Source organism: Verrucosispora sp. TAA-831 (assembly GCF_050780145.1).
Taxonomy (GTDB): Bacteria; Actinomycetota; Actinomycetes; order Mycobacteriales; family Micromonosporaceae; genus Micromonospora.
The window spans coordinates 1118262-1133231 of sequence record NZ_CP192240.1 but is presented as its reverse complement, the minus strand read 5'-3'; the positions used below and the strand labels follow the sequence as shown (position 1 = coordinate 1133231).

16 protein-coding genes are annotated in these 14970 nt (G+C 69.2%); 3 read left to right on the top strand and 13 right to left on the bottom strand.

The annotated features are described in order from the left end of the window. Window positions 1-162: 162 nt before the first annotated feature. Both ACQVFL_RS05180 and ACQVFL_RS05175 read left to right on the top strand, forming a co-directional pair. On the top strand, window positions 163-1992 hold the full coding sequence (locus tag ACQVFL_RS05180) for a RiPP maturation radical SAM C-methyltransferase (protein WP_396698020.1): 1830 nt from the start codon (window positions 163-165) through the stop codon (window positions 1990-1992). 5 nt (window positions 1993-1997) lie between these two features. After that, complete coding sequence (locus tag ACQVFL_RS05175; RefSeq protein WP_396698022.1) at window positions 1998-2561, top strand: DUF5825 family protein; 564 nt, start codon at window positions 1998-2000, stop codon at window positions 2559-2561. On the opposite strand, the gene ACQVFL_RS05170 is transcribed toward ACQVFL_RS05175, so the two are convergent. Both ACQVFL_RS05170 and ACQVFL_RS05165 read right to left on the bottom strand, forming a co-directional pair. Continuing rightward, entirely contained in the window at window positions 2562-3176 is a 615-nt protein-coding gene (locus tag ACQVFL_RS05170) for a helix-turn-helix transcriptional regulator (RefSeq protein WP_396698024.1), read from the bottom strand. 581 nt (window positions 3177-3757) lie between these two features. Further along, window positions 3758-3898, bottom strand: a complete 141-nt coding sequence (locus tag ACQVFL_RS05165) for a hypothetical protein (RefSeq protein WP_396698028.1) — start codon at window positions 3896-3898, stop codon at window positions 3758-3760. Between the two features lie 235 nt (window positions 3899-4133). Between ACQVFL_RS05165 and ACQVFL_RS05160 the strand changes: the two genes are divergently transcribed. Further along, the gene (locus tag ACQVFL_RS05160; protein ID WP_396698030.1) at window positions 4134-5114 is read left to right on the top strand and encodes a LuxR C-terminal-related transcriptional regulator; all 981 of its coding nucleotides are present in this window, start codon (window positions 4134-4136) and stop codon (window positions 5112-5114) included. Window positions 5115-5178: 64 nt separating this feature from the next. On the opposite strand, the gene ACQVFL_RS05155 is transcribed toward ACQVFL_RS05160, so the two are convergent. The 11 genes from ACQVFL_RS05155 to ACQVFL_RS05105 form a co-directional block, all read right to left on the bottom strand. Further along, complete coding sequence (locus ACQVFL_RS05155; RefSeq protein WP_396698032.1) at window positions 5179-5607, bottom strand: hypothetical protein; 429 nt, start codon at window positions 5605-5607, stop codon at window positions 5179-5181. Between the two features lie 224 nt (window positions 5608-5831). Next, the gene (locus ACQVFL_RS05150; protein ID WP_396698033.1) at window positions 5832-6638 is read right to left on the bottom strand and encodes an SDR family NAD(P)-dependent oxidoreductase; all 807 of its coding nucleotides are present in this window, start codon (window positions 6636-6638) and stop codon (window positions 5832-5834) included. A gap of 68 nt (window positions 6639-6706) precedes the next feature. Then, the gene (gene gntD / locus ACQVFL_RS05145) at window positions 6707-7726 is read right to left on the bottom strand and encodes a guanitoxin biosynthesis L-enduracididine beta-hydroxylase GntD (protein ID WP_396696250.1); all 1020 of its coding nucleotides are present in this window, start codon (window positions 7724-7726) and stop codon (window positions 6707-6709) included. Continuing rightward, a complete protein-coding gene (locus tag ACQVFL_RS05140; protein WP_350698966.1) occupies window positions 7723-7950 on the bottom strand; it encodes an MbtH family protein in 228 nt (75 codons plus the stop codon). The genes gntD and ACQVFL_RS05140 overlap by 4 nt, the downstream gene beginning before the upstream one ends. Before the next feature lies 1 nt (window position 7951). After that, on the bottom strand, window positions 7952-8992 hold the full coding sequence (locus tag ACQVFL_RS05135) for a class I SAM-dependent methyltransferase (protein ID WP_396696247.1): 1041 nt from the start codon (window positions 8990-8992) through the stop codon (window positions 7952-7954). 11 nt (window positions 8993-9003) lie between these two features. After that, a complete protein-coding gene (locus ACQVFL_RS05130; protein ID WP_431728801.1) occupies window positions 9004-9750 on the bottom strand; it encodes a HalD/BesD family halogenase in 747 nt (248 codons plus the stop codon). Window positions 9751-9874: 124 nt separating this feature from the next. Then, window positions 9875-10693 carry an alpha/beta fold hydrolase gene (locus ACQVFL_RS05125; protein ID WP_396696243.1) on the bottom strand — a complete coding sequence of 273 codons (819 nt, stop codon included), beginning with the start codon at window positions 10691-10693 and terminating at the stop codon, window positions 9875-9877. A gap of 24 nt (window positions 10694-10717) precedes the next feature. Further along, on the bottom strand, window positions 10718-12658 hold the full coding sequence (locus ACQVFL_RS05120) for a RiPP maturation radical SAM C-methyltransferase (RefSeq protein WP_431728800.1): 1941 nt from the start codon (window positions 12656-12658) through the stop codon (window positions 10718-10720). After that, window positions 12646-13188, bottom strand: a complete 543-nt coding sequence (locus ACQVFL_RS05115) for a flavin reductase family protein (RefSeq protein WP_396696239.1) — start codon at window positions 13186-13188, stop codon at window positions 12646-12648. The genes ACQVFL_RS05120 and ACQVFL_RS05115 overlap by 13 nt, the downstream gene beginning before the upstream one ends. Continuing rightward, the gene (locus tag ACQVFL_RS05110; protein WP_431728799.1) at window positions 13188-14744 is read right to left on the bottom strand and encodes a tryptophan halogenase family protein; all 1557 of its coding nucleotides are present in this window, start codon (window positions 14742-14744) and stop codon (window positions 13188-13190) included. Before ACQVFL_RS05110 ends, ACQVFL_RS05115 begins: the two co-directional genes overlap by 1 nt. Next, window positions 14741-14959: an MbtH family protein gene (locus ACQVFL_RS05105; protein WP_431728798.1), complete on the bottom strand. Its 219-nt coding sequence runs from the start codon at window positions 14957-14959 to the stop codon at window positions 14741-14743. Before ACQVFL_RS05105 ends, ACQVFL_RS05110 begins: the two co-directional genes overlap by 4 nt. Window positions 14960-14970 lie beyond the last annotated feature (11 nt).

Here is a 14970-nt window from a genome sequence, read left to right as displayed (position 1 = left end):
CAAGAAGGTCACGCACGGCTCCTGCAAGTACGCCGTCATCCTGTGACCGGCAGGTGAGTGATCCCGGTGGTCCGGGTGGGGGTGACCCACCCGGACCACCGGCAGCCTGCGGTGCCCCACCCGTTCGTGCCACCCGCGCCGGATCTTCCGAAAGACGAGACGATGACCATCTGCCTCGCGGCCATGCCGTGGCAGTCCCTGGACTGCCCGTCGCTGCCCATCGGACTACTCAAGGCCGTCACCGTCGCCGCCGGCCGACCGGAACCACTGAGCTACCACGGCGGCATCCGCTGGGCCGAGTACCTGCTCGACGCCAGCGACGGCGAGCTGGGGCCGCCGGAGTACACCGAGGTCGCGGAGGAGGGCCTGTTCCACGGGCTCGGCGACTGGGTGTTCGCCGGGGTGCTGCGCGGTGACGACGCGTTCGGCGTCGCGGAGCTGCGCCGGTACGCCGAGGAGCACGGTCTCGACATCGACCGGGTCACCCGGATGCGCGAGTACGCCGCCGGTTTCGTCGACGCGGCGGCCCGGGAGATCCTCGCCACCGAGCCCACCCTCGTCGGCTTCACCACGACGTTCATGCAGAACGCGCCGAGCCTCGCCACCGCCAAGCGGATCAAGGAACTGGCCCCGCACGTGCCCATCGTGCTCGGCGGCGGCAACTGCGACGGGATGATGGGCGCGGCGATCCACGAGAACTTCCCGTTCGTCGACTACGTCGTACGCGGCGAGGGCGAGATCGCCTTCCCCGCCCTGCTCGACGCGTTGGACGGCCGCATCGGCCTGGCCGCCGTACCCGGGCTGTGCTGGCGGGACGAGGACGGACGGCACGACAACCCGCAGGGCAAGCTGATCCCGCCGGCCCTGATGCCGGTGCCGGACTACGACGACTGGTTCGCCCTCATCGCCGAGTCACCGGTCGGCGAGTACGTCGAGCCGAAGCTGGTGCTGGAGAGCGCCCGGGGCTGCTGGTGGGGCGAGAAGCACCACTGCACCTTCTGCGGCCTGAACGGCACCGGCATGCAGTTCCGCGCCAAGGCGCCGGAGACGGTCATCGAGGAGCTGACCTCGCTGGTGCGTCGGCACCAGACGCTGGACGCCATCATGGTCGACAACATCATCGACAACCGCTACTACCGGGACCTGCTGCCGAGCGTGGCCGCGCTGGACTGGGACCTGCGCATCCACTACGAGGTCAAGTCCAACCTGCGCCCGGACGAGATCACCGTGCTGCGGCAGGCCGGCGTCACCCACGTGCAGCCGGGCATCGAGTCGCTGGTCAGCCCGGTGCTCAAGCTGATGGACAAGGGCGTCACCGGGGTACGCAACGTACGGACGCTGCGCGACTGCGAGGCCGCCTCGCTGACCGTCTCCTGGAGCTGGCTCTACGGCTTCCCGACCGAGTCCACCGCCGACTACGAGGCGGTCCTGCGGCAACTGCCGGCGCTGGTGCACCTGCAACCGCCCGCCGGTGCGGCGCGGATCCTGCTGGAGCGCTTCAGCCCGTACTTCGAGAACCCGCTGCTGGGGTTCCCCAACCGCCGGCCCGCCAAGATGTACGACCACGTCTACGCGCTCGCGCCGGAACGGCTGACCGACATGGTCTATCTGTTCGACACCGATCCGGCCGGACTCTCCGAGACCGACGCCGAGGGGCTGCACAAGCTGATCGGGATCTGGATCGACGCGTACCCGTCCAGCTCGCTGCGGATCCTGCACGCCGACGACGAGGAGATCGTGATCGAGGACCGGCGGGTCGGCTGGCCGGAGCAGGACCACCGGATCAGCGGGGCCGGGTTCGTGGCCGCGTACCGGGAGCTGGAGAACGGGCGTACCGCGAAGGCCCTGGCCGCCCGGGTCGCCGAGTACGGCCTGACCGACGAGGAGTTGCAGGACTGGTTGGGGAAGCTGGCCGGGGACGGACTGCTCTTCACCGAGCAGGGCCACTGGATCACCCTGGCGACCCCCACCGAACCGTTGAAGGTGAGCTGATTCCCATGACGACGGCGACGAGCTCGGTGATCGACTTCGACGCGCTGCGGACGGACCCGTCGGCGTACAGCCTGCTCGCGGTCGAACTGCCCGAGCCGTTGCGGTTCGGACAGTCCCCGGCGCAGGATCTCGACCTGTTGCGGCTGCTCCGCGCGGTCACCAGCCACGCGGTGCGGCTGCGGTGGACGCTGCGTGGTCGCCCGTCGTTCCCGCTGCACACCTACTCGCACCTGCTGCCACCGTGCCTGGGCGTGGAGTTGGACGACGTGACCCACACGGTGGCCTGGGCGCGGGACTACCGGTACGGGTCGTTCTACTACCGCCGGGGCCCGGGAATCGTCACGATCAAGGACGTCCGGCCCGGCCAGCCGGCCTCCCGGATGGTCATCGAGGACGGCGCCGACCGGTTCGAGCATCTCGCCGAGTCGGCGGACGGCCGCCCGGAGGCCGACGACGCGGAGCTGGTCGCTGACGCGGTCGAGGCAGGTCTGGCCGTCGAAGCCGACGGTCGTACGCTCGTACTCCCGTTCCGGATGCGGCACTGGCCGGTGCCATACCTGGCGGTCTGATCAGACCAGGCCGCGTCGCGCGGCATGGACACCGGCCTGGAATCGGGTGTTGGCGTCGAGCCGGTGCATCATGTCGGACACCCGTCGGGCGAAGGTCCGTCGACTCATGTGCAGCGTCGCCGCCGCCTGGTCGTCGGTGAGGCCCTCGCCGAGCGCGCGGATCAGCTCCTCGCCCTCGTCGACCCGGGCGCCCGTGGTCCGGGCGACCCGGGTGCGCTGCACCGCGGTGTCCCACATCAGGCCGAACACCGTCGCCATCGAGTCACCCATCACCACGCTGCGGATCCGCGTCAGCCGACCGTTGCACGGGTTGACCGGATCCTGGTGCGGCAGATAGACCACGGCCCGATCCCGCACCACGAGGAAGTACGGCAGGTCCACCGGGGCCGGTAGGGCGATCCCCTCCCGCGCGAGGGCCGCCACCGGCTCGGCCAACGGCTCCCGACCCGGTGTGAAGAGCAGACGGACCGTCAGGTTGCGGGCCCGCAGCTCGCCGAACACCTCCGCCGGCAGCGGCATCTGACCGGGTATGGGTGCCACGACCAGGAGTTCGTTCCGGGTCAGATCGGTCAGCTCGGCACTGAGAAGCAGGGCGCTGATGTCGGCGCTGAGCACACGCCGATCCTGATAGGCGGCCCGCTGCACGAGGTTTCTGTCAGTGATGGTGGAACGGACGGGTATTGAACTTGGGCTATCGTATATCACCTTATATGCCCATCGATAACGGCACGCGTCACCGACCGGCCAATGGCCGGCACGGTCCTGCTACATTTCCACCGGACCACGGAGAGTCAGCATTAGACGCTCCGCGCCCCATTCAGAGCGGGTGTCGGTCGCCGCTCGACCGGACGATGATCACAGCTCCCACTGCCGGATCACTTCCCAGCCGTCGAGTCGCGCGGCGGCCCGCACACAAAGATCGGCCAGACTGAGTTCGGCGGATCTCATGTCACAGATAGCGACATAGGCCCCTATCCACATCAACCCCGCTCGTTCTATTACCTTGACGTGTTCGACTCGATCGCCATCCACACGACAGCCGAGAATCAGGTCCCTCAGCCGTTCGGGCGTCAGCGGCGTCCGCGCCGTCGTCACCGGTATGAGCGTTACGGCTGACAGCTGCACGTTTCCATCCAATGTGTCGTAGACATCCCCCCGCCAACGCGCCCCCATGCTCAGCGAACGGCATCCGCGACCTAGCGCAGCGGCATTCCCCAGGAGAACCCGGCGGTCGGGCCGTCGTACTTGTTGAGGGGAACGCGTTCGCCGAGCAGCGGAGCGGAGACGCCGACCACGAGCGCGAGGGCGGCAAGGGCGATCTTCAGGCGACGAGACATACAGTCACTTTCCTTCCCGAATCAGGCAACCTGCCTAACGGTTTCCCCCATTGCACCGTCGGCCACGTCAGTCTCTTGCGACGCCGGGATACGGTCAACAAGATCCAAGTGACGGGATCGCGCCAGGCGGGATCCCGTCAGGGTGGCAGGATCTTGCCAGCCGTCTTTGCCATCTGACAATCTCTTTCCCGGCACGCCACCGGTCGGGCACGGAGCACTAGTGGGAGGGAGCAGAGTGTTCAGCACCCTGGGCATATCGACCACCGCAGAGGCCGTTTACATGACCATGTTGCGGCAGTCGACCTGGGGGGTCGCCGAGATCGCCGAGTCCTTGCGGATCGACACGCGGAAGGTGCACGACGCGCTCGACGAGCTGATCGAACTCGCCCTGGTCCGCGAGTCGCCGGTCAGCCCCGGCAAGATCACGCCGACCAGCCCCAAGGTCGGCCTCGCGGCGCTGCTCGCCCGCGCCAAGGCGGACATCGCCCAACAGCAGTACGAGATCGAGGCGACCCAGGCGGCCATCGACGCGCTCTCCGAGGCACACCACGTCGACCAGCCGGACCAGCAGGACCAACTGATCCAGATCGTGCAGCTCGACTCGGTGCGCCAGCGACTCCAGCAACTCGCCCGGCTGACCCAGGTGGAGTGCCTCTCGTTCAACCCGGGCGGGGCGCACCGGCCGGACGCGATGGCCGCCAGCAAGCCGGTCAACCAGGAGGCCCTGGAGCGGGGCGTCACCATCAAGTCGATCTATCAGGAGAGCTTCCGCAACGACCCGGACACGCTGGCCTACGCCCGCTGGTTCAACAGCCTCGGCGGCGAGACCCGCTGCCTGCCGGTGGTGCTGTTCCAGATGATCATCGTGGACCGCCGGATCGCGCTGCTGCCGGTCGACCCCACCGACGCCCGGAAGGGCGCCATCGAGATCCACAACCCAGGGATCACCGCCGCCCTCAGCACCCTGTTCGATCACGCCTGGTCCACCGCGACACCGTTCGGCGCCGCCGCGAGCGCCGACGAGAACGGGCTGGAACCGACCGAGCGGCAGTTGCTCCAACTGCTCGGTGACGGCTACACCGACGAGGCCACCGCCCGCAAGCTCGGCCTGTCGGTCCGCACCGTGCAACGGATGATGTCCGACCTGACCACCCGGCTGGGTGCGGAGAGCCGCTTCCAGGCCGGCGCCAACGCGGTGCGGCAACGCTGGCTGTGATCCGGTCCGCGCCCCGCCCCGGGAGGTCCCGCGGTGCGGTGCCACGGGGCGGGGACGCGGCGGGTCACACCGACGGCTCGCAGATCAGCCAGTCGCCGTCCTCGCGCAGCATCGACACCAGCCGCGCCTGCGTGGTGCCGTCGGCATAGCTGACGCTGACCCCGACCGTGCCGGTGGTCTTCCACGGCAGACCGTTGACCCGCAGCTCACCGGTCATCTCGTGGGAACTGGGCAGCCGCGCCTCGGCCGCCGAGGTGAACGCCTCCCGGGACTGGTCGGCGCGCACCTCGGCACACAGCGACCCGTACGCGTCGTCGAAGCGTCGCTCCTCCAACGCGCGGTAGTAGTCGTCCACCACGTCCTTGGCGACACCACCACTGCGTGCCGTCAGGAACACGGCCGAACCCGCCCCGGCGAGCACCAGCAACACGACCGCACCGACCACCACCATCAACACCGTCTTCCTGGTCTGCTCCGACTCCTGCTTCCTCATGCCGGCACTCCGCTCCGCGTCGTTCCCTGCTTCCTCATGCCGGCACTCCGCTCCGCGTCGTTCCCTGCTTCCTCATGCCGGCACTCCGCTCCGCGTCGTTCCCTGCTTCCTCATGCCGGCACTCCGCTCCGCGTCGTTCCCTGCTTCCTCATGCCGGCACTCCGCTCCGCGTCGTTCCCTGCTTCCTCATGCCGGCACTCCGCTCCGCGTCGTTCCCTGCTTCCTCATGCCGGCACTCCGCTCCGCGTCGTCCCCTGCCGGGGCGCGTCTGCCTCGATGATCTGCTCACTCCGTTCGCTCGTGTCGGCACCGAACACGGCGGTGGTCGCCCCGGCGGTCTCCGCGCCGTCGATGACCAGTTCCTGCCCGGTGAGGAAGCTCGCCTCCGGGGAGGCGAGGTAGTGGAACGCCGCCGCGATCTCGTCCGGTGACGCGTGCCGTCCGGCGGGGATCTTCGCGTTCACCTCGTCGAGCATGGCCGGCGTGTACTCGGCCAGTTGCATCGGCGTCAGCACCGCACCCGGGCTGACACAGGCCACCCGGATCCACGGGCTCAGCTCCAGGGCGAACGTGCGGCACAGTGCCACGATGCCGGCCTTGGTCGCGTTGTAGTCGGCGTAGAGCGGATAACCCCGCGCGCCGTTGACCGAGGCGGTGGCCAGCAGCACGCCGGCCCGTCGCCGCACCATCACCCGGGCCGCCGCCTGCCACAGCCCGAGTACACCCAGCAGGTTGACGTCGACGACGCGTCGGGCGTCGGCCTCGGTCAACTCCAGCACCCCGTGTCGCACGCTGATACCGGCGTTGGCGATCACCACGTCGATCGGCGCGGTCTCGGCGACCTGCGCGACCGCGTCGCGGACCGCCGACCAGTCCGCGACGTCGGTCTCGATCCACGTGACCGCCGGGTTCTGCGGATCGGCGGAGGGCCGCACGTCCAGGTTGAACACCCGGTCCCCGCCCGCGGCGAACCGTTGGGCCGTGGCCCAGCCGATGCCGCTGGAGGCACCGGAGATGATTACCGTCCGCATCGAACTCTCCCAGTTCTCGTGTGGGTCGTGGTGGGCGCGGTGGCCGCGCCCACCACCGGTGATCCCGGTCAGACCAGCACCCGGCTACCCGCCGGCACCCCGCTGCCCGACCGCAGGTTGCGGCTGACCGTCAACTTCTTGAGCCACCGATCGGTCCCGTCGTACCGGGCCCGGAACGACTTGCGGCCGTGCACCGCCTGGTAGTTGTCGACGATGAGCAGCGTGCCGCGCTCCACCACCACGTCGTGCTGGTGCGCGAGCAACTGCGAGTGCAGGGCGTCCAGCGCCCGCCGGGCGACCGCGTCGTCGTCACCGCCCACGCACCGCATGAAGGGCAGATCGATCCGCAGGTACGGCCGGGACGGATCGCCGAACAGCACGGCGACCGGCTCGGGGTCGTCCCGCATCCGCTCGACCGACCTGAGGGCCGGATGGTCCGGCTGGCTCAGGGTGAGCTGCCGGATGTGCTCGTCGTCGGGGAGGATGTGGTAGCGCGGCTGCCGCAGCACCTCGACGTCGGCCGGGTCCAGGTCCAACTCCCGGACCGACGCCACCGTGGTGGCCACCTTGTCCTCGTTGCGGACCCCGAACAGCAGCAGATAGTCGCAGCGGCTCGGGTGGAAGGCGTCCTCGGTGTGGAACTCCAGCAACGCCTCGCTGCCGTGGCCGTTCTGCCGCGCCTCGTCGCCCGCGATCGGCACGATGTTCTGGACGAGCCGGCCGCCCTGGAGCGTGGTCCAGGTGAACGGATCCCCCAGCGCCATGCCGCACAGCGCCATGAACACCTCGACCTCGGTGACGTGGCCGCCCCGCCGCTCGGCGTCCCAGTGCGTCGGCGTCGGCCCGACCTGCCGGTCGTCGACCGGGAAGCCGAGCACCGAGCAGGCCGCCGCCGGCTCGCCGTGCCGGAACTCGTCCAGGAACTCCCACAGACCGGCCGGCAGGTGCCGCACCGCGGAGCGGTGGCGGTCGTAGAAGTCCGGCTGCCGAGGATCCACGTCACCGGTCGACCGGACGGTCTCGACGATCGCGCGCAACGCCGTCAGGTCGGCGTCACTGAGCTGGTATCGGGGCCAGTCGGTGGTCACCGGGACGCTCCGGAGTCCGCCGCCATCGCCCGGGCCAGACTCGCCGGCCGCATGTCCGTCCAGGTGACCTCGACGAAGGCCAGGCAGTCGTCACGCCCGGCCGGGCCGTGTGCCACCGTCCAGCCGTCGGGCACCGGGTTCGACTCGGGCCACAGGGAGTACTGCGCTTCGGCGTTGACCAGCACCAGGTATGTGCCGTCAGGCCGGTCGAACGGGTTGGACATCTCAGGCGCTCCTGGGGGCCGACGGGACCAACTCGAAGAGGATCCCGGACGGAGGCGCGGCCACGTGACGCTCGCGGACCAGGTCCCACCCGGCCGCCTCGAACGCCTCCAACCACTCCTCCCGACTGGGGATGTAGACGCCCATCAGGGCGTGGATCAACTCGAAGCCGAGGGTGAAGATGGTGGTCGTCTCCGGGCTCGCCGGCCCCGGGGTGCGGACCACGTCGCAGAGCAGCAGTCGCTTGACGTTCGGGAACGCCCGACGCAGGTTGGCCAGCCCGTCGACACAGCGCTGCATCGGCCAGAAGTCGTGGCCCATGAAGACGCAGGTCACCACCTCCACGTCGGCGAAGACCTCGGTGGGCTCCAGGGTCAGCACGTCGCCTTGGACGATGTGGACCCGACCCTCCAGACCCGCGTCGGCCACCGACTTCTCGGCCAGTTCCACCGAACCCCGGGCGATGTCGACGCCGACCGCGCTGACCGACGGGTCCCGCTCGGCGATCCGGATCAGGCGCTGCCCGGAACCGCAGCCGAGGTCGGCGATCGCGGCGAAGTCGAGCCCGGTGACGATCTCGTCGAAGAGCGGCTCCACCTCGCTGTCGCCGATCAGGCGGGAGCCGATCGCCACGGCCCGCATGTCGCGGTGGTAGAAGTCGCCCACCCGCTGCTCGGGCGCGGCCACGTCCGGGGCGATGGAGAACAGCTCGCCACACCCCTTGACCACCCAGTAGAAGTAGCCCCGGGCGGCGTAGACGTCGGCGAAGCCCGGCCCGACGGTGTACCGGTCCCCGTCGGGCTCGACCACCTTCGCCCAGACCAGCGTGTCCAGCAGCCGACGGACCACGCCGTGGTCGAGGCGGTTGCCGGCGGCCGTGGCCACGTCCGTGCCGCCCTCGGCGTGCAACAGGTCGAGCAGGCCGATCTGGTGGCTGGCGGAGATCGCCGAAGTGACCACGTAGGACGAGAAGAGGCTCGCGGCTGCTCCGACCGTGTACGAGGGAGCGTCCACCGAATATGTCTCGACGATGGTGTCGGTCATTTGTTCCTCCTTTAGCGGATCTGCGGCGCCGCCGGAGACGACTCAGCCCACAACGCGTCCATCGTCTCGTGTGAGATGTGTCGATCCAGATCGGTGGTGGCGGCGTAACCCATGTTGATGATCGTCCGTACTCCCCCGGTGATCGGATAGACCCTGTGCAAGGTGGTGTCGGTGCGCATCAGATAGAGGTCACCGGGCACGAAGGAGGCCGAATAGGTCGGCCCGGCCAGAAACGCCCGGTGGATCTCCGGATTCTCCTTGTTCCACGTCGTCCCCGGCACGCACTGCACGAAGCCGCCGTGCTCGACCGCCGGGCACTCGATGATCCAGACCAGCGCGAAGGCGTAGTCGTCCCAGTGCCAGCCGTGCGTGTCGCCGCTCTCCTCGAGCCGGGTGATGACGTACTGCTCCGGCTCGTACGGGCAGGGCAGCACCGCCTCGCCGGCCACCTTGGACAGCAGCGCGAGCAGGGCCTGCGACTCGTACACCGCCGGAATGACCGTGCTGCGCTCGGCCACCTCGTCCCGTCGCACGTTGCGCATCCGGCGCAGTGTGTTGCCGGTGGCCGCGAACCGCAGGTCACGGCGGACCCCGGCCTCGCCGACCAGGTTCAACACCTCGGTCGCGACGGTTTCCTTCAATTCCTGCGGAACGATGAAGGACACTTTTGTGAAACCGTACTTCGCGAGGTGCTCACGTGCCTCGGTCAACTCTGCCGAGCTGACCTCGTGCGCCGCGAGTCTCGCGAGGGGATCCACCACAGAAGCTTCCACAGTTACCTCCTATTCGCTTCTCTTACGCCGTTTTCGCCCATGTCCGGGCCACCGATCGCGGCGCGGACAGCGCACTTTTCATCGCGTCGAACATGCGGCATGAACACGGTCACCCCACGGCTGACCGGAAGAACTCGACGAGCAGGGCGTTGACGGCGTCCGGCCGCTCCAGATAGCCGAAGTGCCCGCAGCGGGCGACCTCGCTGAACCGGGCGCCGGGGATCGCCTCGGCCACCTCCCGACCCAGATGCGGCGGCGTCACCAGATCGTCGGCGAAGCCGACCACCAGAGTGCCGTCCGGCGGCGGTGTGACGGCCCGGTACGCGTCGAGCCGGTCCGCCATCCGCTCCAGTTCGGTCTGGGCCTCGGCCACCTCGAGGGAGGGTGGGAAGAACTCCATCAGGTCCAGCCAGGAGCGGGCCTGCTTCTCGTCGTTGAGCGTGTGCGGGGACAGGCTCTGGATCAGCCGCCACACGGCGTACGCCTGCGGCGGCAGCTTCGCCTCCCCCAGCGCGATGGCCGCCTCCGCGGTGGCGAGCGCGCCCCGGAAGGTGTCGGTCCGGCCCCGCGTCGCCATCAGCACCGCCTGCTGCACCAGCTCCGGCCGGGTGACCATCACCTCCTGCACCACGTGCGCGCCCATCGACGTGCCGACCAGCCGGGCCCGACCGCCGCAGAGGCGCTCGACCAGGGCGACGACGTCGCCGACGAGATCCTCCACGGTCGGCTTGGCCGTGCCCGGCGGCAGCGGCGCGACCCCACGGTTGTCGAAGGTCACGACCCGGTGCCCGGCGGCCACCAGCGCCGGCACCTGGTGCAGTTGCCACACGCTGCCCGGGCTGCCGGTCCCCATCACCAGGACGACCGGCTCCCCGGTGCCACGCTCGGCGTAGCTGATCTTCGTGCCGTTGGCCACGACGAGTGGCATGACTGGCTCCTTCGAGATCCTGGGTCAGGCCACCGGAAGGGACAGGTTCCGGGCCGGTCGGGTCGGCGTCAGCGGCAGTGACCGGGTCCCGCCGACCACGGTGCGGCGCGGGCGGGGCATCGGGTCGACGTCGCTGTCGGAGACGCAGACACTCATCACCCGGTGCCCCTCGAAGAAGAGCAGCCCGCGTTCCCGCAGTCCGGCCAGCCGCTTCTCCAGCACGTCGGCCAGATGCGGCAGCTCGCCACCCAGCTTGTCCACCCGGACCGGCTTGTCCAGGTGCAGCAGCAGCTCGGTGTCGACGTCGTCGATCGGGTACACCAGCTCGGCACCCGAGCGGGTGTCCCGGACGGTGGTGCCACCGTCGGTCCGGGTCAGGGTCAGCGCCGGGCCGCTGCCCGCCGCCCACGCCGTGTTCCACTGCCCGACCCGCTCGCGCAGCGGACGCAGCCAGGTCGCCGACGAGATCATGTAGTCGGAGACGTTCTGGTCGGCGAAGTAGTAGGCCACGTCGCGCAGCCCGTCGCGGTCGAACGGGTACGTCAGCCGGTAGTGGTCCACCGGTTCCAGGTCGAGCCCGTACTCGGCGGCGTTGTTGAAGTACGGGCTGAACCGGTCGAACCGCACCGGGAAGCAGCCCTGCGGCGGCGGCAGGTGGGACAGCAGCGGCAGGTCCTCGACGTAGCGCCGGTAGGTCTCCTCGGCCTCGCCGGGGAACCCGATCAGCAGGTTCCAGACCGGGCTGATCCCGAGCCGCAGGCAGTTCTTCAGGAACTGGATGTTCTGGAACGACGACGTGCCCTTGCGCATCAGCTTGAGCGTCGGTGTCGCCATCGCCTCGATGCCCGGCTGGATCTCGTTCACCCCGGCGCGTTCCAGCACCGTCATGTCCTCGATGTCCAGGCCGACCTTCACCTCGTAGAAGATCGAGATGCCCTCGGGCGGGTCGAGCTTCGGGAACACCTCGGTGAGGTAGTCCATCGGCATGATGTTGTCCGTGCAGCAGTACTTCTTGGCCCACGGCGCGTGCGAGAACAGCCAGTCGAACTGCTTGAGCGCGTTCTCCGGTCGCATCGCCCGGTAGGCCATGGTCTGCCCGTTGAGGCCGCAGAACGTGCAGTGCGCCCGCTCGCCCCACCAGCAGCCCCGCGAGGTCTCGAAGAACAGCATCGGCTCCGCCGCGGCGGCCGGAAGCTGCACCATCTGGTCGAACGACTCACGGAACTCGGTGTAGTCCGGGTCGAAGTAGTCGTCGATGTCGGCGTTGGGGCCGATCCCCTTGCGGTAGCGGCTCTCCATCTGGTTGCGCCGGGTGACGACGCCACGGATCCGGTGCGCCCGCTCCAGGTCGTCGTCGAGCACGCTGCGCAGGAACTCGGGGAACGTGACCAGCGCCGGCCCGGAGAAGACGAAGTCGAGCTGCGGGCAGTTCTGCGCCAACGCCGCGCCCATCGGCGCCTCGCAGTTGGCGCCGCCGATCAGCGTGGTCACCGCCGGGTTGCGGTCCTTGACCATCCGGGCCGCCGCGAGACTGGGCAGGTTCTGGGTGAACATCGAGCTGAAGCCAAGCAGGTCCGCCTCGTCGAGCCGGTACTTCTCCACCATCGAGCGCAGGAAGTCCGGGAGACCCTCGCGGCGACGCAGCACGGTACGCCGCAGGTCGGCCTTAGCCGGGCCGGTGAAGTAGCGGCTGAAGTACTCGTCGACGTTGTCCGGCAGCTCCGGGAAGGCGAGTTGCCGGAACATCCAGTCCCCCACCCCGGCGACGTGGAAGTCCATGTCCCCGGCGATGGCGTCGTACTCCTGGGCGCCGAAGTAGCGGACGAAGTCGTGGTTGATGTAGCAGACCCGTACGTCGAATTCGTCCGGGAAGTCCCGGCGGACCAACGCGGAGAGCTGGCTGAGCGCGAACGACGGTCGACGCCGGTCGGCGAAGGGCATGTTGACGAGGACTAGCTGGCGCACGTGGACCCTTCCACGATCGAGGGCTGCCACCGCGAGTACTGGCGCAACCCGTACAGCAGTGGGGTGTCGGCGGTGTACTGGACGTCGGAGACCTGCCCGACCACCAGCGCGTGGTCACCGACGACCCGGACGTCGGAGAGGGCGCAGGCGGCGAACCCGCAGGCGTCCTCCACCAGCCACGGCAGCCGGTCGTCGCCCCGGGGCTGCCAGACCACCTGGTGGAAGCGGTCCGCCTGGCCGGTCGCGAAGACCTCGGCCGCCCGTTGGCCCCGGGCGTGCAGCAGGTTGACCGCGAACCGCCCCCGGTCCTCGATGGCGGCCAGCGTGCGGCTGCCCACCTTGAGGCTGACCAGCAGGGTCGGCGGCTCCAGCGTGACGCTCATCAGCGACGAGCAGGTCAGTCCCCACGGCGCACCCTCGCCGTCGACGCTGGTCACCACCGCCACCCCGGTCGGGAAGCCGCTCATGAAGGTGCGGCAGCCATCGGCCAGCGACGGCTGCGACCCGGGACGCATCGGTACGACCGTCATCACCCCTCCGCCGCCGGTTGGATGGTGCTGAGGTACTCGTAGGCGCTGGGCAGGGTCTTCACCAGCCGCTCGGCGTCGGCCCGGATACTGGCCAGCTCGGCCGACGCGCGGGTGGGGTCGATGTGCGCCAGGGCCGGCCGGGGACTCTTCGGCGCCAGACCCATGCCGAGGCAGATGGTGATCCACGAGTAGACCTCGAACCCGTGGTAGTACGGGTAGATGGTGCTCTCGTCGAGCAGCCGCACCGCCGCGGTCTCCAGCCGCTCGGCAAGCCCGTCCGGGATGGCGCGGACCTTGGTCTCCCGCCAGTAGTCGGTGTCCTGCCGGGGCGAGGCGACGTAGTGCAGGACCAGGAACTCCTTGACCCCGTCGATGACCCGGGCGACCTTGTCGTTGTAGCCGCGGATCAGCGTCTCGTCCCAGGTGTTGTCCGGGAAGTGCTTCACCAACTGCTCGATGGCGTGCTGGATGAAGAAGATGCCGGTGGACTCCAGCGGCTCGACGAAGCCACTGGACAGGCCGACCGCGACGCAGTTGTTCACCCAGGAGCGCTCGTTGCGACCGATCCGCATCCGGATGTGGTTGGCCTCCAGCTCGTCCTGCCCGGGGGCGGCGAACTCGCGCAGCGTGCGCTCGGCCTCCTCCGGCTCGCAGAACTGGTCGGAGTAGACGTAGCCGGTGCCGATCCGGCCGTACAGCGGGATGGTCCAGATCCAGCCGGCGTCCTTGGCGGTGGCCCTGGTGTACGGCGCGATCCCGTGCTCGGCCATGTCCCGGGGCACCCGCAGCGCCACCGCGCGGTTGTTCGGCAGCACGTCGGTGAAGGAGACGAACTTCTCCTTCAACGTCTGGTTGATCAGCAGGCCCCGGAAGCCGGTGCAGTCCACGAAGAGGTCACCGGTGACGTCGCCCTGGTTGCGGGTGGAGACGTGGGTGATCCAGCCCCGCTCGTCCTGCCCGACGCCGACCACGTCGTCGACCACGTGCCGGACGCCCTGCGCGACACCGAGCTTGGTCAGGTAGCGGGCCATCAGCGCGGCGTCGAAGTGGTAGGCGTACGGGAACTGCGCCCGTTGCTCGTCCAGGGTGGACCGGCCCAGCTCACCGTCGAGGCTGGCGGTGAAGAGGGTCCCGTCGAGCATCCGGGGCGAGCGCTCCGCCTCGCACAGGTACGGCGTGATGAACGAGCCCCGGTCGAAGCTCTCGGTCGGGTCGCCGAGGGCCAGGTTCCACTCGGCGGCGGTGAACCCGTCGGAGGTCCGCAGCCGCTCGAACGGGTGGAAGAAGTGGCTGCCGTCGCCGCGCCAGTTGTCGTACTTGATGGCCAGCTTGTAGGAGCCGCTGCACTGCGGCATCCAGTCCCGCTCGTCCAGACCCAGGTAGTCGAAGAAGTGCCGGATGGTGCTGAACGTCGCCTCGCCGACGCCGATCGTGCCGACCGCCGCCGACTCGACGAGGGTCACCGAGATCCGGTCCTGGAAGGCGGTCTTGAGGTAGGTGGCGGTCATCCAGCCGGCGGTCCCACCACCGACGATGACAACGTTACGGATCATCATGCCTGCGCTCCCTGGATCGCTTCCCGAACGGTCCGCACGCTGCGCGGCCGCATGTCCTTCCACACCCGGTCGATGTGGTCGAGGCACTCCTGCCGGGTGCCGCCGGTGCCCTCGTCCTGCCAGCCCGGCGGGTTCGGCCGGTCCGACCACCACACCGAGTACTGCTCCTCGTGGTTGACCACGACCTTGAAACGGACGTCATCCGGCTGCGTCATCGGTGGTTCCT